This is a genomic window from Gordonia aurantiaca, from assembly GCF_039939235.1.
GTDB lineage: Bacteria > Actinomycetota > Actinomycetes > Mycobacteriales > Mycobacteriaceae > Gordonia.
This window is the reverse complement of record NZ_JBDUUF010000005.1, coordinates 295,013-315,767: the sequence shown is the minus strand read 5'-3', so window position 1 is coordinate 315,767 and position 20,755 is coordinate 295,013. Positions and strand designations below refer to the sequence as shown.

The window sequence follows — 20,755 nt, the reverse complement described above, 5'->3', positions numbered from 1 at the left end:
TCGTTCGGGAGCGGAGAGGTGAGCGTGTCGCGGGTCGCTCCGGGCGAGGACGTACGATGGTTCACCGAACCGACCCAGTGAGGAAGCGAATGAGCGAACCGTCCGACCCCACGTCATCCGAGAACACCAAGACCCAGCGTTCCGGATTCAAACGAGTCCTTCTGAAGCTGGGCGGTGAGATGTTCGGCGGGGGCGAGGTCGGTCTGGACCCCGACGTCGTCGCGACGGTCGCCGACCAGATCGCCGATGTCGTGAACTCCGGTGTCCAGGTGGCCGTGGTCATCGGCGGCGGCAACTTCTTCCGCGGCGCGGAGCTGCAGCAGCGCGGACTCGACCGGGCCCGTTCGGATTACATGGGCATGCTCGGCACCGTCATGAATTGCCTTGCTCTGCAGGACTTCCTCGAGAAGCGCGGCATCAACACCCGCGTGCAGACGGCCATCACCATGGGCCAGGTCGCCGAGCCGTACCTGCCGTTGCGCGCCCAGCGTCACCTAGAGAAGGGTCGCGTGGTCATCTTCGGCGCCGGCATGGGCATGCCGTACTTCTCCACCGACACCACCGCCGCGCAGCGCGCGCTCGAGATCAAGGCCGAGGTCGTCCTCATGGCCAAGGCCGTCGACGGCGTCTACGACGACGACCCGCGCACCAACCCCGACGCCAAGCTCTTCACCGAGATCACCCACCGCGAGGTGCTCGACAAGGAGCTGAAGGTCGCCGACGCGACCGCCTTCAGTCTGTGTATGGACAACAAGATGCCCATCTTGGTGTTCAATTTGCTCCAGGAGGGCAACATCGCCCGCGCGGTCGCCGGGGAGCGGATCGGCACGCTGGTCAGCACCTAGCCTGCCCGGTTCGGACCTGCGCAACCCACAACCGGCCACCGCGAGGGGGCCCGACGGAACGGAAACAAGGAAGAGATGATCGACGACGCGTTGTTCGACGCCGAGGAGAAGATGGAGAAAGCGGTCTCCGTCGCCCGGGAGGACATGACCTCCATCCGCACCGGACGTGCGAACCCGGCCATGTTCAAGGGCATCAGCATCGAGTACTACGGCTCGATGACCCCGATCACCCAGGTGGCCTCGATCACCACGCCCGAGCCGCGGCTCGTCGTGATCAAGCCCTACGAGGCGTCGACCCTGCGTGACATCGAGACCGCGATCCGCAACTCCGATCTCGGTGTGAACCCGACCAACGACGGCAACATCATCCGGGTCTCGATCCCGCAGCTGACCGAGGAGCGACGTCGTGAACTCGTGAAGCAGGCCAAGGCCAAGGGCGAGGACGCCAAGGTCGCGATCCGCAACGTGCGCCGCAAGGCGGTCGACGAGCTCAAGCGAATCCAGAAGGACGGCGAGGCCGGCGAGGACGAGGTCTCCCGCGCCGAGAAGGAGCTCGACAAGACCACGGCCGGTTACGTGGCCCAGGTCGACGAGCTCGTGAAGCACAAAGAGAACGAATTGCTCGAGGTGTGAGCGAGAAGACTTCCGACCCGGAGAAGAAGTCGCGGGCGGGTCGTGATCTGCCTGCCGCCATCGGTGTCGGCGGCGGCCTCGGCGCAGCGGTCATCCTGATCCTCCTGTTTGCGCCGATGCTCTGGTACGTCCTGGTGACGGCCGCGCTGGCGATCGCCACCTGGGAGGTCACCAAGCGACTCGGCGACGCGGGTCACAAGGTTGCGTTCTGGCCGCTGCTCATCGGCGGCCAGGCCGTCATGTGGATCAGCTGGCCCTACGACCAGGCCGGAGTGCTCGTCGCCTTCGTGGCGACGGTCCTGGTGTCGATGGTGTGGAAGCTGCTCGCCCAGGGCATCTCCAACGCGCCGGAGAACTACCTGAAGGACCTGGCGCTCACGGTCTTCGTGTTGGCCTGGCTGCCGCTGCTGGCGTCGTTCGGCGTGCACCTGGTGACCCAGCCCGACGGCGCGGCCCGGGTGGCGACGCTCATGGTCGTGGTGGTGTGCTCGGACGTCGGCGGCTACGCCTCCGGCGTCCTGTTCGGCAAGCACCCGATGGCGCCGGCGATCAGCCCGAAGAAGTCCTGGGAGGGACTCGCCGGGTCGCTGGTCGTGGGCACCGTCGGCGCGGTCGGCTGCGTCTGGTTGCTGCTCGGCAGCCACTGGTGGATCGGCCTGGTCCTCGGACCCGTGCTGGTCGTGTGCGCAACCCTCGGCGATCTGGTGGAGTCGCAGGTCAAGCGCGACCTCGGCATCAAGGACATGGGCACGCTGCTACCCGGCCACGGCGGCATCATGGATCGCCTCGACAGCCTGCTGCCGTCGGCGTTCGTCGTGTGGGCGGTGCTGACGGCCCTGCTCTAGCCGGGAGCCGGCCGAAGGCGCGGTTACTCGACGGCCCGCCGCAGCGCCCGCCGCAGCTGCAGCATCCGCAGTCCGCCGATCAGGGCGACCACCAGGGCGCCGGCGATCGCGGCGATGAGGAGGCTGATGCCGAGCGGGAGGTTGACCTCCCAGAAGATCAGCTCGATGCGCTGACTCTCCAGGTTCTGGACGATGAACACCAGCAGCAGGACCAAGATGATGGCGCCGATGATCACACCGAACCACGTCGCGCGCGTCTTGGTGTGCTCCACATCGGCCACGGTCTGCCGCAGGCGGTCCCGTTCGGACAGGATGGCGTCGGCGTCCTCGCCGACCGGCCCGGTATCGGGTGTGGTCATGGGTTCATCATGACATGCGACAATGGCCAGATGACCTCATTACCGCTGGTGTTCGACGCGCCGAAACGCGGACGGCCGCCGACGCACTTCGCCGACCTCGACCACGCCGGTCGGGTGGCGGCGCTGGCCGAACTGGGGCTTCCGAAGTTCCGGGCCGATCAGCTGGCCCGCCAGTACTACGCACGTCTCAACGGTGACGTCGACGAGATGACCGACCTGCCCGCGTCGGCCCGCGACGGTGTGCGCGAGAAGCTCTTCCCGCAGCTGCTGACGCCGGTCCGGCACATCGCCTGTGACGACGGCTCGACCCGCAAGACGTTGTGGCGCCTGCACGACGGCACCCTGCTCGAGAGCGTGCTCATGCGCTACACCGACCGCAACACCCTCTGCATCTCCAGCCAGGCCGGTTGCGGCATGGCCTGCCCGTTCTGCGCCACCGGCCAGGGCGGACTCGACCGCAACCTGTCGACCGCGGAGATCGTCGACCAGGTGCGTGCGGCGGCGCGGTCGCTGCGCGACGGCGACCTCGGTGAGCCGGGCCGGCTGTCGAACGTCGTGTTCATGGGGATGGGCGAGCCGCTGGCCAACTACAAGCGGGTCGTCAGCGCGGTCAAGCAGATCACCTCGCCGGCGCCCGGGGGGCTCGGCATCTCCGCTCGCCATGTCACCGTCTCGACCGTCGGACTCGCACCGTCGATCCGCAGGCTCGCCGACGAGGGACTGTCGGTGACCCTCGCGGTGTCGCTGCACACACCCGACGACGAGCTGCGCGACACCCTCGTCCCGGTCAACAACCGCTGGTCGGTGGCCGAGGTGCTCGAGGCCGCGCGCTACTACGCGGACACGACGGGGCGCCGGGTGTCGATCGAGTACGCGCTGATCCGCGACGTGAACGACCAGCCGTGGCGCGCGGACATGCTGGGGGAGAAGCTGCACAAGGCGCTCGGCCCGCTCGTGCACGTGAACCTGATCCCGCTCAATCCGACCCCGGGCTCGGAATGGGATGCCAGCCCCAAGCCGGTGGAACGCGAGTTCGTCCGCCGCGTCCGCGCGAAGGGCGTGTCGTGCACCGTGCGCGACACCCGCGGCCAGGAGATCGCGGCCGCCTGCGGTCAGCTCGCCGCCGAGGAGCGTTAGCCGGGGGCGGGACCGGCCTCACCCGGTCACGGACAGCAGAAAAACGCTGAGCGGCGCACCGCTCAGCGTTTTTCTCTTCGGTTCTGGTGTCAGGGGAGTGGCCCTATGACCACTTGCCGCGGCTCATCCACCAGCCGCGCACCGCGATGACCAGCACGCCGACCGCGAAGACGACGAGCCAGATGTCCTCGACGTGACCGGTGTGGTTGCCGATCATCATCAGCAGCAGGAAGGCTGCGAAGAAGACCGCAGCGCCGTAGAAGGTCTTGGTGGCAACTCCGTGCCAGCCGAAACGAGCCGACGGTGCATCGGCGGGCTCACGACGCCAACCGGTGTCGATGACCTCGGTGTGCTCCACATCGGTGCTTGCCACAGCCACTCCTCACAAGCGCGGGTCGTCAGGTGTCTGACGAACGGTAGTAGTTCTCGATCAGCATAGCGGCACACCGGTTTCGCTGACGCTGCCCGGTGGGTGATTCGGTGACAGAATGCGGCGCATGGCTGCGTCTGAGACCTCGTCCGGGTACCGCCCGAGCCCGAAACCCGGCCGCTCCCTGGCCGACTACCGGGCAGAGAACTATCCGCGCGACATGATCGGCTACGGCGCCACGCCGCCGGATCCGCAGTGGCCCGGTGGCGCGAGGATCGCCGTGCAGTTCGTGCTCAACTACGAGGAGGGCGGCGAGAACAACCCCCTCGAGAACGACCGCGGCAGTGAGACGTTCCTCTCGGAGATCATCGGCGCCCAGGCGTTCCCGAACCGGCACATGTCGATGGAGAGCATGTACGAATACGGCTCCCGCGCCGGTGTCTGGCGGGTGCTGCGGACCTTCGAGCGCCGTGGGCTGCCGCTGACGATCTTCGCGGTCGCGCAGGCGATGGCCCGCAACCCGGAGGCAGCGGCCGCCTTCGTCGAACGCGGCGACGAGATCGCCTGCCACGGCTACCGCTGGCTCAACTATCAGCTCATCGACCCCGATGTCGAACGCGAGCACATGGAGGCCGGCATCGCACTGCTCACCGAGATCACCGGACGACGACCGCTGGGCTGGTACACCGGGCGCGACTCGCCCAACACGCGGCGGTTGGTCGTCGAGCAGGGCGGATTCGTCTACGACGCCGACAGCTATGCCGACGACCTGCCGTACTGGGTGAAGGTGCCGCTCGGCGACGAGGTCGTTGACCATCTCGTCGTGCCGTACACGCTCGACACCAACGACATGCGGTTCGCCTCGCCCGGCGGATTCCCCTCCGGCGAACAGTTCTTCGCGCATCTGCGCGACGCCTTCGACGTGCTCTACCGCGAGGGCGTCGAGGGCTCGCCGAAGATGCTCTCGGTCGGTCTGCACTGCCGGCTCGTCGGGAGGCCGGCGCGGCTGGCCTCGCTGGAGCGCTTCCTCGACCACGTGCAGTCCCACGACAACGTGTGGATCACCCGCCGCATCGACATCGCCGAACACTGGCGGAAGGTGCATCCGGCGAGCTGACGGGCCGGGGGCATCCGGCGTGCTGCCACAATGGATCCGTGCCCACACGTGTGTTGATCCTCGGCTCCACCGGTTCCATCGGCGTCCAGGCGCTCGAGGTGATCGCGGAACATCCCGATCGCTTCACGGTCGCCGGGCTCGGCGCCGGCGGCGCCAACATCGACCGCCTGGCCGAGCAGGCGGCCGCGTTCGGGGTGCCCGCCTCGCGGCTGGCCGTCGCCGACCCCGCGCGTGCGGGTGAACTCGCGCAACGACTCGGCGGGCCCGTCATCGCCGGACCCGACGCGATGGTCGACCTGATCGAATCGGTCGCCGCCGCCGACGGTGTCGACGTGGTGCTCAACGCGGTGGTCGGGTCGATCGGTCTCGCGCCGAGTCTCGCCACCCTGCGCGTCGGCGCGCGGCTCGCACTGGCCAACAAGGAGTCACTCGTCGCGGGCGGGTCCCTCGTCCTCGACGCCGCGGCCCCGGGCCAGATCGTGCCGGTCGACTCCGAGCACTCGGCGATCGCGCAGTGTCTGCGCGCCGGCACCGCCGAGGAGGTCGACCGGCTCGTCCTGACCGCGTCCGGCGGTCCCTTCCGGGGCTGGACGCGCGAGCAGCTCGAGGACGTCACCCCGCAGCAGGCCGGCAAGCACCCCACGTGGTCGATGGGGCCGATGATCACGCTGAACTCGGCGACACTCGTCAACAAGGCGCTCGAGGTCATCGAGGCACACCTACTGTTCGGGGTGGATTACGACCACATCGACGTCACCGTGCACCCGCAATCGATCGTGCACTCGATGGTGACCTTCGTCGACGGCGCGACCGTGGCGAAGGCGTCGCCGCCGTCGATGAAGCTGCCGATCGCCCTGGCCCTCGGCTGGCCCGACCGGGTCCCCGGGTCATCGCAGGCGTGCGACTTCTCCACCGCGTCGGCGTGGACGTTCGAGCCGGTCGACGACAAGGTGTTCCCGGCCATCGAGCTCGCCCGGGCGGCCGGCCGTGCGGGCGGCAGCCTGACCGCGGTCTTCAACGCCGCCAACGAGGCCGCCGCCGAGGGCTTCTTCGCAGGTGCGATCCGGTTCCCGCGCATCGTGGAGATCGTGGGGGAGGTGCTCGGCGAGGCGGATCAGTGGCGTGCGCAGCCAGGTACTGTGGAGGAGGTCTTCGCCGCCGACCGATGGGCTCGCGAGCGCGCTGCGGCGCTGGTCGCGGCCGCATCCTGATCGGCGCGCATCATGATGTGGACGGAGTGAGTACGTGAGTTTCGCGATCGGTGTCACCCTCTTCGCGGTGGCGCTGTTACTGTCGGTCGCCTGGCATGAGTGCGGCCACATGTGGGCCGCGCAGGCAACCGGCATGAAGGTGCGGCGATACTTCGTCGGCTTCGGGCCGACGCTGTGGTCGACGCGCCGCGGCGAGACCGAGTACGGCATCAAGGCGATCCCGCTCGGCGGGTTCTGCGACATCGCCGGCATGACCCCGCACGAGGAGCTCGCCGCCGACGAGCAGGACCGGGCGATGTACAAGCAGAAGCCGTGGAAGCGGCTCGTCGTGCTGTTCGCCGGCCCCGCCCAGAACTTCATCCTCGGTTTCGTCCTGATCATCATCGTCGGCCTCACCTTCGGCCTGCCCGACCTCAGCCCGCCGCCCACCCCGGCCAGGGTGGCCGACACCCAATGCGTGTCGTCGACCATCACCATCGCCGACGGCAAGCAGACCAACTCGCCGTGCACCGGTCCGGGACCCGCCGCGGCCGCCGGCCTGCGCCCGGGCGACGAGATCGTGGCGGTGAACGGCACTCCGGTCGGCGCGGCCGCCGACCTGACCCCGGTCATCCGCAAGGCCACCGGGCCGGTCGTGCTCACCGTGCAGCGCGGCGACGAGCGCCTCGACCTGACGATGAGGCCCGAGCCGGTCACCGTGACCGCCACCGGGTCCGACGGAACCACCGAGTCCGTCACGTACAACATGGTCGGCATCGCCTACGACGCGCCGCCGGCGATCCTGCACTACAACGGCTTCGACGTCATCCCCGGTGCACTGGTCTTCACCGGCGATCTCGTGGTCGAGACCTGGAACGCGCTGCTGTCGCTTCCCACCAAGATCGGCGACCTGTGGACCGCGGTCACCGGCGGTGAGCGCGCGCTCGACACCCCGGTCAGCGTGTACGGCGCGTCGGTGCTCGGCGGGCAGGCCGTCGAGCGCGGTCTCTGGGACATGTTCTGGATGCTGCTGATCAGCATCAACTTCTTTCTGGGCCTGTTCAACCTGGTGCCGCTGCTGCCGCTCGACGGCGGACACATGGCCATCGTCGGCTACGAGAAGGTGCGCGACACCGTCCGCCGCTGGTTCGGGCGGGCGCCCGGTGCCGCGGTCGACTACTACAAGCTGCTGCCGATCACCTACGCCGCGGTGGTGTTGATGGGCGGGTTCATGGTGCTCACCCTGACCGCCGACATCGTCAACCCGATCGATCCGTGGTGACCGGCCGCACCGAACCACCCCCAGCCCCGACAATCGACTCACAGAGGTGAACGAGATGAACGCCCCGAACCCAGCGAACGCCGTGCCGATCGGACTCGGCATGCCGGCCGGCCCGCCCCCGGTGCTGGCCCCGCGTCGCAAGACCCGGCAGCTGTTCGTGGGGCCGGTCGGCGTCGGCAGCGACCACCCGATCTCGGTGCAGTCGATGACGACCACCAAGACCCACGACATCAATGCGACGCTGCAGCAGATCGCGCAACTCACCGCCTCGGGGTGTGACATCGTGCGTGTCGCGTGCCCGCGTCCCGAGGACGCCGAGGCGCTGCCGATCATCGCCAAGAAATCGAAGATCCCGGTGATCGCCGACATCCACTTCCAGCCGAAGTACATCTTCGCCGCGATCGACGCCGGTTGCGCCGCGGTGCGTGTCAACCCCGGCAACATCAAGGAGTTCGACGGTCGTGTCAAGGAGGTCGCGAAGGCCGCCGGCGACGCGGGTATCCCGATCCGCATCGGCGTCAACGCCGGTTCGCTCGACAAGCGCATCCTCGCCAAGTACGGCAAGGCGACGCCGGAGGCGCTCGTCGAGTCGGCGCTGTGGGAGGCGAGCCTGTTCGAGGAGCACGGCTTCGGCGACATCAAGATCTCGGTCAAGCACAACGACCCGGTGATCATGGTCGAGGCCTACCGGCAGCTGGCCGCGCAATGCGACTACCCGCTGCACCTCGGAGTCACCGAGGCCGGCCCGGCGTTCCAGGGCACGATCAAGTCGGCGGTCGCGTTCGGCGCGCTGCTCAGCGAGGGCATCGGCGACACCATCCGCGTGTCCCTGTCGGCGCCGCCCGCGGAGGAGATCAAGGTCGGCGACCAGATCCTGCAGTCGCTGAACCTGCGGCCCCGCAAGCTCGAGATCGTGTCGTGCCCGTCCTGCGGCCGTGCCCAGGTCGACGTCTACAAGCTCGCCGACGAGGTGACCGCCGGCCTGCAGGGCCTGGAGGTCCCCCTGCGCGTGGCGGTCATGGGCTGCGTCGTCAACGGGCCGGGTGAGGCGCGCGAGGCCGACCTCGGTGTCGCGTCCGGCAACGGCAAGGGACAGATCTTCGTCAAGGGCGAGGTCATCAAGACCGTGCCGGAGGCGCAGATCGTGGAGACATTGATCGAAGAAGCGCTGCGGATTGCCGAGGAATCAGGACAAACTGGAGATGGCACGTCCGTCGGCTCTCCAGTCGTGACCGTCTCGTAGGTCGTCGGGCGCTGTCGCCGACCCATCAGGGGAGTGAGGAGCGGTGGTGCTGAAGCTACTGGGCGACAAACCGCTCGGCGCGCGTGACGCGGCAGCAGTCGAACGGGTCCTCACGTCGGATCCGGTCGCGATGTGCATGGTGGCCGCCCGGTTCGAGACGCACGGGATCAACCCGCGCCTGCTCGGCGGTGAACTGTGGACCGCGCAGGACCCGTCGACGTCGCTGTGTTTCTCCGGCGCCAACCTGATCCCGCTCCTAGGCTCGCCGTCGGACCTGGACTACTTCTCCGACCGGGCCGTCGCCTCCCCGCGCGCCTGCTCGTCGATCGTCGGCCGCGCCGAACTCGTGCTGCCCATGTGGGAGCAGATCGAACCCGTATGGGGACCGGCGCGTGAAGTGCGGCCCGTCCAGCCGCTGCTCGTGCTCGACGCCCCGCCGAAGGTCCCCCCCGACCCCAACGTCCGGCTCGTCACCCTCGACGACCTCGACGCCTACATGCCCGCGGCCATCGACATGTTCATCGGCGAGGTCGGGGTGGACCCGACCGCCGGCGACGGGGGCCGCTCGTACCGCCGGCGCCTCGCCTCGCTGATCTCCGCGCAACGGGTGTTCGCCCGCTTCGACGGCCCGGACGTGGTGTTCAAGGCCGAGATCGGGTCGCTGTCCCGGCGCGTCGGCCAGATCCAGGGCGTGTGGGTGGCGCCCGAACGTCGCGGCGAGGGTCTCGGACTGGGCGGGACCGCCGCGGTCGCCGAGGCCGTCGCATCGCACGGACGGCTGCCGAGCCTGTATGTCAACAGCTTCAACACCACCGCCCGTGCGGTCTACGAGCGCATCGGCTTCACCCAGGTCGGCACGTTCGCGACCGTCCTCGTCGACTGAGGCGATCCGCGCCGGCGTTCGCGCCGGTCAGGTCACATCCGCCGCGCCCGCGTGGCGTCCCGGAGAACGGGTGCCGCGGCCCTAGACTCGACCGCGATGTGGCGCACGCGAATCCGATGGACCCAGATGGTGATCGTCGCGGTCTGTGCTGTCCTGATCGCGGGGACCGTCGGCTGCTCGACGTCCGAGGACGACGGCCCGCGCCGCGCCGCCGAGCGCTTCCTCGAGGCATATTCCGCGCAGGACATCGACACGGCCGCCGGGTACACCGACGTCCCTGACACCGCACGTAAGGGGATGACCTCGGCGTGGGACGGGCTCGCCGCCGAGGCCCTCGACGCGAAGGCCGGCCGGGTCCGCGTCACCGGCGACACCGCGGAGGTGCAGGTCGCCTACACCTGGACCCTGCCGCGTGGCCGTACCTGGTCGTACGACGCGACCCTGCGGATGGGTCACGGCGACTCCGGTTGGGCGGTGCGCTGGGCATCGACCGCGGTGCACCCCAGACTCGGTGCCGATCAGCGACTCACGCTGCAGATCATCGAGGCGCCACGCGCCACGGTGAACGAGTCCGACGGCTCGGAGGTGATGGTCAACGGCAGCGTCGTCGGCGTGAACTTCGACCCGGTGAAGGCCGCAGAGCTCGGCGCGTCGATCCCGGACTCGGTCACCTCGGCGGTCGCGGTGCTGCGCCGGTTCAACAAGGATCTCGACGAACAGGCGATCACCGAGAAGGTGACCTCCGACCGGCAGCAGTACCCGCTTGCCCGGATGACGCACGCGCAGTTCGACCGGCTGCGCGACCAGCTGGCCATCCCCGGCGTCGTCACCAACGAGCAGGCCGAACTCGTACCCAAGGACCCGAAGTTCGCCCCGGCGCTGCTGACCGAGGTGAAGAAGGTCGTCGACGGAGAGGTCGCCGGACGTGCCGGCTGGCGCGTCGTGTCGGTCAACCCCAACGGGCTCGACGCCGATGTCCTCGCCGACCACGAACCCGATCCGGCGCCGGCGATCTCGCTGAGCCTGTCGCGGACCGTGCAGAACGCCGCGCAGCGCGCGGTCAACGCCACCAACCGGTTCCAGATCGCGATGGTCGTCGTGCAGGCGTCGACCGGACGCATCCTCGCCGTCGCGCAGAACCCCGCCGCCGACGCGCAGGGCCCGATCGCGACCACCGGCCTCTATCCGCCGGGTTCGACCTTCAAGATGGTCACCGCCGCGGCGGCGATCAACCGCCGGCTCGCGGGACCGGACAGCATCGTCGGCTGCCCGGGGGAGATCCAGATCGGCCCGCGCCTGATCCCGAACTACAACGGCTTCTCGCTGGGCGCGGTGTCGATGTTGCAGGCGTTCGCGGCGTCGTGCAACACCACCTTCGCGAAGCTGGCCAGCCAGATGGGCCCGTCCGACCTGGCGCACACCGCCGCGGCGATGGGCATCGGCCAGCAGTACGAGATCCCCGGTCTCGCCGCGGTGTCCGGCTCGGTGCCGATCGAGAACGAACTCGTCGCCCGCAGCGAGGACGGCTTCGGCCAGGGCAAGGTCCTGGTGTCGCCGCTCGGGTTGGCGCTGGTCGCCGCGACCGTCTCCAACGGTGTGAGAGCGCCGGTGCCGCAACTGATCCTGGACAAGCCGACCAAGGTCGAGGGGCCGACGCCGACGATGCCGCGCGAGGTGTACCAGCAGTTGCGGCCGATGATGCGCGCGGTGGTCACCGGCGGTACCGCGACCGTGATCGACGGCCGCGGCGCGGTGTACGGCAAGACCGGTGAGGCCGAGTTCGACGGCGGCTCGCACGCCTGGTTCGCCGGGTATCGCGGGGACATCGCGTTCGCGACCCTCGTCGTGCGAGGCGGCGACTCGAACAACGCGGTCGCCGTCACCCGTGACTTCTTCGACGCGCTGGGTCCGGGATACGGGGTCTAGCCGCGGTTCCGCTCGGGCAGGATCACCTTCCGCCCGCGGTGGTCGAGGACCTCGACCGGATGGTCATAGGTCTCGCTGAGCAGTTCGGTGGTCATCACCTCGTCGGTCGGGCCGACGGCAAGCAGTTCACCGTCCTTCATCACCGCCACCCGATCCGCGTAGGCGGCCGCGAGCGTGAGGTCGTGGACGACGAGCAGTACCGCGTTGCCCTCGTCACGGTGGGCGCCCAGGATCTCCAGGACCTGCTCCTGGTGGTGGATGTCGAGTGCTGCGGTCGGTTCGTCGAGCATCATCACCGGGGTGTCCTGGGCCAGCGCCCGCGCCAATGACACGCGCGCCTGCTGGCCGCCGGACAGTTGGGCGAAGGGGCGGTCGGCGATATCGCCGAGCTCGCACAGTTCGACGGCGTCGGCGATGATCGAGGGCGAGTCGGCCGCCCGCGGGGTCCGCAGCCACGGGTAACGCCCCATCCGGACGACCTCGGCGACCGTGAACGGTGTGTCCACCCGGTTCACCTGGGTGACCACGCTGCGGTGGCGGGCCAACTCCCGCAAGGGCGTGGTCGCGACGTCGCAGCCGTCGACGAGCACCCTGCCGCGCAGCGGTTTCCGGGTCCCGGACAGCACCGACAGCAGTGTCGACTTGCCACAGCCGTTGGGGCCGACCAGTGCCACCAGCTCGCCGGGATGCACCTCGAGGGTCACCCCGCGCACCACCTCGCGGCCGCCGAGTTCGACGTGTACGTCCTCGGCGACGATCCCCGGCGTGCCGTCCACGGCCGCCCGCTTCCGCGCGCTCACCAGCCGGCCCCGGCATGACGGCTGCGACGCAGCAGGATGAAGAACACCGGGCCGCCGATCAGCGAGGTGAACATGCCGAGCGGCAGGTCCGCGTCGCCGAGCATGGTGCGCGCGCCGAGATCCGCGGCGGTGATGACCAGGGCGCCGCCGATCACGCTGGTGGGCAGCAGGATCGAGTGCTTCGGCCCGACGATCAGCCGCATCACGTGCGGCACCACCAGACCGACGAATGCGATGATGCCCGCGAAGGCGACCGCCGCGGCGGTCAGCACCGCGGTCAGCACGATGGCACCGCGGCGCACCGACTCCACGTTCACGCCGAGCGAGGCGGCCTGGACCTCGCCGAGCGCGAGCAGGTCGAGTTTGTGGACCAGCAACAGGCACGCGGCCACACCGGCGATCACCAGCGGGGCGACCACCAGGATCTCGCTCCAACTGCCTCCGGCGAGCGATCCCAGCTGCCAGAAGATGATCTGTTCGCGGGCGGCGGTGGACGCGATGAAGGTGAGGAAGGCGATCACACCCGCGGCGAACGCGTTCACCGCGATGCCGGTGAGCACCAGCATGATGGCCGACGACGAACCGTCGCGCAGGGACAGCAGGTAGACCGCCGCGGCGGTGATCAGGCCGAAGACGAAGGCGGCACCGGCCAGGGCCCAGTTGCCGCCCGCACCGCTGACCCCCGCGCCGCCGGCGAGGACGATCACCAGGCACGCGCCGACCGCGGACCCCGACGAGACGCCGATGATGCTCGGTTCGGCGAGCGGATTGGCCAGCACTCCCTGCAGCAGGCACCCGGCGGCACCGAGCGCCGCGCCGACGAACAACCCGAGCACGATCCGTGGGAAACGGACGTTCCACAGTGCGCTCTCGCCGTTGGGGTGGGCGGGAAGCGGCCCGATCTCGAGATGCCAGTGATGGGCGATGCTGCCCAGGACCTCCAGCGGCGGCACGTGCACCTGCCCGATGCCCGCGGAGACGATCGCGACGAGCGTGGTCGCGACCACCATCACGACCACGACGACGGTGTTGCGCACCTTGTGCGAGGTCCCCACCGGCGCAGGTGCCTGCGCCGTCGTCACGGGCGCGCTCATACGTAGATCGCCTTCGCCAGTGCTGCGAGCACGAGTCCCACGTCGGGACCGAACGCGAGGATCTTGGTCTCGTCCATCTGCACGATCCGGCGGTGGCGGCCGGCCTCGGTCTCGGCGATCCCGGGCAGCCGCAGCACCCCGTCGGGCCCGCCGACGGTCGCGGCGCCCTGCGTCATCACGATGATCACGTCGGGGTCGGCGGAGATCATCGCCTCGGCGGTGACCACGGTGAAGGCGCCGGTCAGGTCGGCCTCGGCGCCGGCGTCCTTGCCGCCGAGCTCGGCGATCAGGTCGTCGACCCCGGACCCCGGGCCGGCGAGCAGGAGCAGGTTGCTGCCGCGGATGTAGAGGAAGGCCATCGTCGGGTCGCCGGACGGATCGGGCACCAGCTCGCGCGCCGCGTCGATCTGCGCGTTCGTGCGGGCGACGAGCTTCTCGCCCGCGTCGGGGACGCCGAGCGCCTGCGCGACCGAGCGCATGAGGGTGTCGTTGGAATCCAGATCGCGGGAGGCGGGGAACACCACCACGGGGATACCGGAGTCGTGGATCTGGTCGACCGCCTTCGCCGGCACCGTCGACTCGTTGACGAGCACCACGGTCGGGTCAAGGGAGAGAACGGCTTCCGCGTCGAGGGAGTGCCCGCGATTGGTGACCACCGGCAACCCCACGGCGGACGGGAACGAGGTCGGGACGTCGCGGCCGACGGCGTTGGGTCCCAGACCGAGCGCGAACACGATGCTTCCGAGGGTGCCGCTGATGTCGACGGCGATGATCCGGCTGACGTCGGTCACCGTCACCGGGCCGTAGCGCACCGAGTCGACCGTGACGGGTAGCCGCGGCGTGGGATTCGTGGTGACGGGGGTGACGTCGGTGGTCTCGAGTACCGCGGTCTGCGGCCCGTCGCGCAGATACGCGGCCGCGGAGTACCGCCCGTGGTCGATCGGGGTGACGAAGCATCCCGACGCGGTGAACGCCATGACCGCCGACGTGAGCAGGACCAGCAACGTCCGTACGGACCTGCTCGACGAATGCACCGCCACCACCTTCGGATCAGCTGCGTGTCCTGCCCCGGCACGCATGTTAGGCCAAGCTTACTTAACCCTGCCTTCGCGTCCGGGCACCGGCGTGCCGCCCGGCACGGATAAGGTGGTCGCATGCCAGTTCGCAGTGCCCTCACCCCCGGAACCCCGACGCCGATCCGGACCGTCCCCGATCACATCGAGCGTCCGGAATACGCCTGGAAGCCGACGGTCAACGAGGGACACGAGCCGTGGGTGCAGACCCCCGAGACCATCGAGAAGATGCGGATCGCGGGCAAGATCGCGGCCAATGCCCTCGCCGAGGCCGGCAGGGCGGTGGCCCCGGGCGTGACCACCGACGAGCTCGACCGCATCGCGCACGAGTACATGATCGATCACGGCGCCTACCCGTCGACCCTGGGTTACAAGGACTTCCCGAAGTCGTGCTGCACGTCGCTGAACGAGGTGATCTGCCACGGCATCCCGGACTCGACGGTCATCCAGGACGGCGACATCGTCAACATCGACGTCACCGCCTACATCCATGGCGTGCACGGCGACACCAATGCGACCTTCCTCGCCGGTGACGTCGACCAGGAGGTCCGCGACCTCGTCGAGCGCACCCGCATCGCCACCGAGCGCGCCATCAAGGCGGTCAAGCCGGGCCGCGAGCTCAACGTCATCGGCCGGGTCATCGAGTCGTACGCGAACCGCTTCGGCTACAGCGTCGTCCGCGACTTCACCGGCCACGGCATCGGCGAGACCTTCCACAACGGTCTCGTCGTGCTGCACTACGACGAGCCGAACGTCGACACGATCATCGAGCCGGGCATGGTCTTCACCATCGAGCCGATGATCAACCTCGGCGGTCTCGCGTGGGAGATGTGGGACGACGGCTGGACGGTCGTGACCGCCGACCGCAAGTGGACCGCGCAGTTCGAGCACACCCTCGTCGTGACCGAGGACGGCGCCGAGATCCTCACCCTGCCGGACGAGTGATCCGCGCCCGGCTCAGCCGGGGAAGCGCACCGGCCGAGGCTCGGTGCCGAAGCCGGTGGTGCCGTCGCCCAGCTGACCCTTGCCGTTGAGCCCCCAGCAGTACATCTCGCCGTCGGCGACCGCACATGCGCCGGCCGGACTGGCCGCGACGCGGGCGACCTCCCGCAGCCCGGTGACCGGGTCGGGGACGTGGTCGGGCCGGCTGCTCCGCGAACCCCAGCAGATGGCGGCCCCGTCCGCGGCCGCGCAGGCGCCGAATCCGGCGGTGGACACCTGCGTCGCCCCGCGGACGTCGATCGCCGTCGGCGTGCGGCGACCCACGTCGGTGCCGTCCCCGATCTGCCCGAGCGAGTTGTCGCCCCAGCACCAGACCGTGCCCGGGTCGCCGGCGGGCCCGTCGGCCACCGCGCACGTCGTGGACAACGTCGTGCTGACCGCGGTCGGATTCGACAGGCGGACCTTCGTCGGGGTGAGCCGGGCGGTGGTCGTGCCGTCCCCGATCTGTCCCTTGTCGTTGTTGCCCCAGCAATAGAGCCCGTCGGACGCGATGGCGCACGTCGTCGTGTGGCCGTTGGACACCGCGGTGACGTTCTCCAGGCCGGCGACGCGGGTCGGCTCCGCGACGACGCCGGTCGACCCGTTGCCCGCCTGACCGCTCACGTTGTTGCCCCAGCAGTAGAGGTCCCCGGAACCGATCGCACAGATCGTCAGTCCGACCGAGACGGCCGTGACGTCCGACAGTCCCGCCACTCTCGTCGGCGTCGTCACCTTCTGGTCGGGTCTGCCGATCCTGGAGCCCCAGCAGTACAGGTCACCGGAGGCGACCGCGCACGCGGTGCCGAGACCGCCCATGCTCACCGACGACACGTCGTCGATGCCGGTGATCCGCACCGGCGTCGACCGGTTGATGGTCGTGCCGTCGCCGACGGTTCCCTTCTCGTTGCCGCCCCAGCACCACAGCTGCCGGCTGCGCACCGCGCAGGTGGTGTCACCGGTCGACGCGATGGACGCGAACTCACCCGCGCCGGGGACCGCCGTGGGAGTCGGCGGAGTGGTATCCGGCGAGGCGCTGTCCGACGATCCGGGGCCCGCCGGGCCGGCGATCGGGGTGGACGGCGCATCGTCACCGGAGGAGACGAGCGCGATCACCGTGGCCGCGAGCGCGACGAGCACGACGACGGCGGCCGCGCCGCCGATCCACCACCACTTCCGCGACGACGGCGTCGGACCGGTCGGGGACTGCGGCGGGGACTGCGCGGGGAAGCCACCTCCGAACGCCGGTGCGGGAGTGTGCGGGTTGAACGGCTGGTTCGGCGGCGGGCCGACCTGGGTCGGGACCCCCTGGGGCGGAAGCGACCGCGGCGGAACCGGGGTGGGCTGTTGCGGGGGCCGGTGGCTCACCGGCGGGGGGCTCACGGGCTGGGGGTTCACGGGCACCGTGCGCGCGTTCCGGGCATGCGTCGCCACGGCCGCGCGGAGCGCCTCGGCGAACTCGGGGCAGGATGCGAACCGATCCTGCGGCCGCTTGGCGAGTGCGCGACCGAACACCGGATCGAGGTGGGCCCACGACGGATCGAGGTCGGCGAGCCGCGGTATCGGGGAGTTGACATGCCCGGCGATCAGCGCCATCGGCGTCGAACCGGGATACGGCTGCCGGCCGGTCAGCAACTGGAAGGCGGTGCACGCCAGCGCATATTGGTCCGAGGCGGGAGTCGCGGAGTCGCCGGTCAGCAACTCCGGCGCGGCGTAGGCGAGCGTCCCGACGAACAGGTTGGTCGCGGTCAGACGGTGTCCGTCCACGAGGCGCGCGATGCCGAAGTCGAGAACCGTCACCCGGGAGATGCCTCCCTGCGCGTCCCGGGCGACGACGATGTTGCCGGGCTTGATGTCCCGGTGGATGACGCGCTGCGAGTGCGCGTGGGCGAGGGCATCGGCGGTACGGGCGACGATCGTGACCACCTCGTCGGCCGGCATCGGTCCCGCGCCGGTGAGATCGTGCCCGTCGAGGTAGGTCATCGTGAACCACGGCCGATCCTCCTCCACGCCGAACGCGTAGACGGTGACGATGCCCCGGTGATCGAGTGCGGCCGAGGTGCGCGCCTCGTTCCGGAAGCGTTCGGCGAAGCTGGGATCCGCGGGATCGGGGGAGATGATCTTCATCGCCTCGCGCCGGCCCAGGGCGGGGTTCTCGACGAGCCAGACCTGACCCATGCCGCCGCTGCCCAGCAGCGAGATCACGCGATACCCGGCGAACACCGATCCGGGTTCCACGACTTCCACGATGGCGACGACCCCCCTGAACCCGAAACACTGTCCGACATCGCCGTCGGACAACAGCTGTCGTCGTCACTGTAGCCAGGCCCTCACCGCCCCGCGGGCGAGTGGTGCATCGTGTGAACGACCGCACCTCTAGGCTGTCGGGGTGGCCGGACAGGGTGGTGCGTTGCTGGTGGGCGGAACCAGCAGTGACGCCGGGAAGAGTCTCGTCGTGGCCGGGCTGTGCCGGGCGCTGGCGCGGTCCGGGGCGCGGGTGGCGCCGTTCAAGGCGCAGAACATGTCCAACAACTCGGTGGTCACCCCTGACGGCGGGGAGATCGGCCGCGCCCAGGCGCTGCAGGCGTTCGCCTGCGGCCTCGAACCGTCCACGCGGTTCAACCCGGTGCTGCTCAAACCAGGCAGCGATCGGCGGTCCCACGTCGTGCTGCGCGGTCGGCCCGCAGGGGACGTCGGGGCCCGCGACTACGTCGAGTGGAGATCGAGGCTGCGCGAGGTCGTCGCCGACGAGCTCGCCGCGCTGCGCGCCGACTTCGACATCGTCATCTGCGAGGGTGCGGGGTCGGTCGCCGAGATCAACCTGCGGCACACCGACATCGCCAACATGGGGCTCGCGCAGGCCGCGAACCTGCCGGTGCTGCTCGTCACCGACATCGACCGCGGCGGCTCCCTGGCCCACCTGTTCGGCACGACCGCGATCCTCGAACCCGACGATCAGGCCTTGATCGCCGGGTTCGTGATCAACAAGTTCCGTGGCGACCCGTCGATCCTCGAACCCGGACTCGAGCGGCTCCGCGAACTCACCGGCCGGCGCACGCTCGGCGTGTTGCCGTACGCCGACGACCTCTGGCTCGACGCCGAGGACTCCCTCGCCGCGCCGGTCGGCCGCCGGATGGGCCCGCCCCGCGACGCCCGCGCCGTCACCGGGGGCCGGCTTCGCGTCGCCGCGATCCGCCTGCCGCGCATCTCCAACTCCACTGATGTCGAGGCCCTCGCCTGCGAACCAGGCGTCGACGTGACGTGGGTCGACGACCCGGGCAGCGTCGCCGCCGCGGACCTCGTGGTGCTGCCCGGCACCCGCGCGACCGTGTCCGACCTCGCCTGGCTGCGGGACCGCGGCCTCGCCGACGCCCTCGTCGCGCGCGCACGACGCGGCGGACCGATCGTCGCCGTCTGCGGCGGCTTCCAGATGCTCGCCCGCACCATCGACGACCCGGTGGAGTCCGGCCGGGGACTCGTCGCGGGGCTCGGCCTGTTCGACCTCGCGATCGGGTTCGACGCCGACAAGACCCTCCGCCTCGCCACCGGCACCGGGCCCGGGGGAGAGTCGATCCGCGGCTACGAGATCCACCACGGCCGCGTCGTCGGGTCGGCCGAGGACACCTGGATCACCGACGACGAACTCGGCGGCGAGGGAGCGCGGCGCGGGGCGGTGCGGGGCACACACTGGCACGGACTGCTCGCCTGCGACGACTTCCGTCGCGCCCTGCTCACCGAGGTGGCCGCCGAGGCCGGCCGCGACGACTTCGTCGTCGCACCCGACACCGACTTCGCCGCCGCCCGCACGCGCCAGGTCGACCTGATGGCCGATCTCGTCACCGCGCACCTCGACCTCGATGCTGTGACCGATCTCATCCGGACGGGCCCGGTCGCGGCTCCGCCGCTGATCAGACACGATTTGACGCCCTACTCACCCCGCTTGTAGGCGCTATCGTGGCCCAATGACAGAAGAACAGCGTCAGGTGACCGTCAACGGCCTCACCTTCGACGTCCGGATCGGGGGACCGGAACAGGGCCCGTGGGTCCTGCTGCTCCACGGATTCCCGGTGAACGGATCCTGCTACGACGCGGTGCTTCCGCGTCTGCACGACTCGGGGCTGCGCACGCTCGTGCTCGACCAGCGCGGCTACAGCCCCGGCGCGCGCCCGGCCGCGGTCGAGGACTACCACCTCGATCATCTCGTCAGCGACGTGCTCGGTGTGCTCGACGAACTCGGTATCGCCTACGCGATCCTCGTCGGACACGACTGGGGCGGCATCGTCGCCTGGCATCTCGCCGGGAAGTATCCGGACCGGTTCACCGGTCTCGTCGTCGCGAGCACCGGCCACCCGTCGGCGATGCGGGACGCGCTCGCGTCGAGCGACCAGCGCGAGAGGTCTTCCTACATCAAGGATTTCATCGCCGACGGCGCCGAGGATCGGCTGCTCGCCGACGACGCCGCGGCCCTACGCGAAGCCGGGGTCGCCCCCGAGGAGCTCGCACCGCTGAAGGAGCCGGGTGCGTTGACCGCCGCCCTGAACTGGTATCGCGCCAACTTCGCCGGCGACATCAAGGCGACGATGTCGTGCCCGCCGGTCGAGATCCCGACAACCCTGGTGTGGAGTGACTCCGACCCGGCTCTCGGCCGGGAGCAGGCGTTCGGCAGTGGCCGATACGCCTACTCGGACTTCCGGTTCTGTGAACTCACGGGCGTGGACCACTGGATTCCCCAGAAGGCACCCGCGGCCCTCGCCAGCGAAATCGCGCTGCGTTCAACGATTTTCTAGACCCGACACCGGGGGAGGTGGATGATCTTCCTGAACTCTGGCGGGATCATGTGAGCTCGATGAGGGCGTGCCCGGTGCACGTTTGGTACCGGTAGTCGCAGGAATCAAGTCACCGGGTCTCCAGCAACCCGGGGGACTTCAATTGCCCACATCCACGCCGTCGAGTCCTTCGTGACTTGCGCTGCGCGGGCCT

The 20,755-nt window shown here is 69.7% G+C and carries 19 protein-coding genes; 13 read left to right on the top strand and 6 right to left on the bottom strand.

The window, feature by feature from the left end; all coding sequences use genetic code 11:
• Positions 1–89 precede the first annotated feature (89 nt).
• From pyrH to ABFT43_RS12740, 3 genes are all read left to right on the top strand, one after another.
• Positions 90–845: a UMP kinase gene (gene pyrH, locus ABFT43_RS12750; protein ID WP_347960704.1), complete on the top strand. Its 756-nt coding sequence runs from the start codon at positions 90–92 to the stop codon at positions 843–845.
• A gap of 75 nt (positions 846–920) precedes the next feature.
• A complete protein-coding gene (gene frr / locus ABFT43_RS12745) occupies positions 921–1,478 on the top strand; it encodes a ribosome recycling factor (protein ID WP_347960703.1) in 558 nt (185 codons plus the stop codon).
• Positions 1,475–2,323 carry a phosphatidate cytidylyltransferase gene (locus tag ABFT43_RS12740; protein ID WP_347960702.1) on the top strand — a complete coding sequence of 283 codons (849 nt, stop codon included), beginning with the start codon at positions 1,475–1,477 and terminating at the stop codon, positions 2,321–2,323. The genes frr and ABFT43_RS12740 overlap by 4 nt, the downstream gene beginning before the upstream one ends.
• Before the next feature lie 23 nt (positions 2,324–2,346).
• On the opposite strand, the gene ABFT43_RS12735 is transcribed toward ABFT43_RS12740, so the two are convergent.
• The gene (locus ABFT43_RS12735; protein WP_347960701.1) at positions 2,347–2,682 is read right to left on the bottom strand and encodes a LapA family protein; all 336 of its coding nucleotides are present in this window, start codon (positions 2,680–2,682) and stop codon (positions 2,347–2,349) included.
• A gap of 30 nt (positions 2,683–2,712) precedes the next feature.
• Between ABFT43_RS12735 and rlmN the strand changes: the two genes are divergently transcribed.
• Complete coding sequence (gene rlmN / locus ABFT43_RS12730; RefSeq protein ID WP_347960700.1) at positions 2,713–3,819, top strand: 23S rRNA (adenine(2503)-C(2))-methyltransferase RlmN; 1,107 nt, start codon at positions 2,713–2,715, stop codon at positions 3,817–3,819.
• A gap of 103 nt (positions 3,820–3,922) precedes the next feature.
• On the opposite strand, the gene ABFT43_RS12725 is transcribed toward rlmN, so the two are convergent.
• Positions 3,923–4,192 (bottom strand): DUF2631 domain-containing protein, encoded by a 270-nt coding sequence (locus ABFT43_RS12725; RefSeq protein WP_347960699.1) that lies wholly within the window; start codon positions 4,190–4,192, stop codon positions 3,923–3,925.
• A gap of 115 nt (positions 4,193–4,307) precedes the next feature.
• On the opposite strand from ABFT43_RS12725, the gene puuE reads away from it, so the two are divergent.
• From puuE to ABFT43_RS12695, 6 genes are all read left to right on the top strand, one after another.
• The gene (gene puuE / locus ABFT43_RS12720) at positions 4,308–5,306 is read left to right on the top strand and encodes an allantoinase PuuE (RefSeq protein ID WP_347960698.1); all 999 of its coding nucleotides are present in this window, start codon (positions 4,308–4,310) and stop codon (positions 5,304–5,306) included.
• A gap of 38 nt (positions 5,307–5,344) precedes the next feature.
• Complete coding sequence (gene dxr / locus ABFT43_RS12715; protein ID WP_347960697.1) at positions 5,345–6,517, top strand: 1-deoxy-D-xylulose-5-phosphate reductoisomerase; 1,173 nt, start codon at positions 5,345–5,347, stop codon at positions 6,515–6,517.
• Between the two features lie 34 nt (positions 6,518–6,551).
• Positions 6,552–7,778, top strand: a complete 1,227-nt coding sequence (locus ABFT43_RS12710; RefSeq protein WP_347960695.1) for a M50 family metallopeptidase — start codon at positions 6,552–6,554, stop codon at positions 7,776–7,778.
• A 55-nt stretch (positions 7,779–7,833) separates the two neighbouring features.
• On the top strand, positions 7,834–9,021 hold the full coding sequence (ispG, locus tag ABFT43_RS12705) for a flavodoxin-dependent (E)-4-hydroxy-3-methylbut-2-enyl-diphosphate synthase (RefSeq protein ID WP_347960694.1): 1,188 nt from the start codon (positions 7,834–7,836) through the stop codon (positions 9,019–9,021).
• Positions 9,022–9,067: 46 nt separating this feature from the next.
• Positions 9,068–9,904, top strand: a complete 837-nt coding sequence (locus tag ABFT43_RS12700) for a GNAT family N-acetyltransferase (protein ID WP_347960693.1) — start codon at positions 9,068–9,070, stop codon at positions 9,902–9,904.
• Positions 9,905–10,000: 96 nt separating this feature from the next.
• Complete coding sequence (locus ABFT43_RS12695; protein ID WP_347960692.1) at positions 10,001–11,830, top strand: penicillin-binding transpeptidase domain-containing protein; 1,830 nt, start codon at positions 10,001–10,003, stop codon at positions 11,828–11,830.
• Here the strand turns inward: ABFT43_RS12695 and ABFT43_RS12690 are convergent.
• From ABFT43_RS12690 to ABFT43_RS12680, 3 genes are read right to left on the bottom strand one after another with little or no spacing between them, the layout of a single operon-like run.
• Positions 11,827–12,630, bottom strand: a complete 804-nt coding sequence (locus ABFT43_RS12690) for a heme ABC transporter ATP-binding protein (protein WP_347960691.1) — start codon at positions 12,628–12,630, stop codon at positions 11,827–11,829. The two genes, ABFT43_RS12695 and ABFT43_RS12690, sit on opposite strands and share 4 nt — an antisense overlap.
• A complete protein-coding gene (locus ABFT43_RS12685; protein ID WP_347960690.1) occupies positions 12,627–13,724 on the bottom strand; it encodes a FecCD family ABC transporter permease in 1,098 nt (365 codons plus the stop codon). The genes ABFT43_RS12690 and ABFT43_RS12685 overlap by 4 nt, the downstream gene beginning before the upstream one ends.
• Positions 13,721–14,701 (bottom strand): heme/hemin ABC transporter substrate-binding protein, encoded by a 981-nt coding sequence (locus ABFT43_RS12680; protein ID WP_347960736.1) that lies wholly within the window; start codon positions 14,699–14,701, stop codon positions 13,721–13,723. The genes ABFT43_RS12685 and ABFT43_RS12680 overlap by 4 nt, the downstream gene beginning before the upstream one ends.
• A 177-nt stretch (positions 14,702–14,878) precedes the next feature.
• Between ABFT43_RS12680 and map the strand changes: the two genes are divergently transcribed.
• Positions 14,879–15,742 (top strand): type I methionyl aminopeptidase, encoded by an 864-nt coding sequence (map, locus tag ABFT43_RS12675; RefSeq protein ID WP_347960689.1) that lies wholly within the window; start codon positions 14,879–14,881, stop codon positions 15,740–15,742.
• A gap of 12 nt (positions 15,743–15,754) precedes the next feature.
• Here the strand turns inward: map and ABFT43_RS12670 are convergent, their stop codons facing one another.
• Complete coding sequence (locus ABFT43_RS12670; RefSeq protein ID WP_347960688.1) at positions 15,755–18,013, bottom strand: protein kinase domain-containing protein; 2,259 nt, start codon at positions 18,011–18,013, stop codon at positions 15,755–15,757.
• Positions 18,014–18,164: 151 nt separating this feature from the next.
• Between ABFT43_RS12670 and ABFT43_RS12665 the strand changes: the two genes are divergently transcribed.
• Positions 18,165–19,721 carry a cobyric acid synthase gene (locus ABFT43_RS12665; protein ID WP_347960687.1) on the top strand — a complete coding sequence of 519 codons (1,557 nt, stop codon included), beginning with the start codon at positions 18,165–18,167 and terminating at the stop codon, positions 19,719–19,721.
• A gap of 37 nt (positions 19,722–19,758) precedes the next feature.
• A complete protein-coding gene (locus ABFT43_RS12660; RefSeq protein WP_457590148.1) occupies positions 19,759–20,562 on the top strand; it encodes an alpha/beta fold hydrolase in 804 nt (267 codons plus the stop codon).
• Positions 20,563–20,755 lie beyond the last annotated feature (193 nt).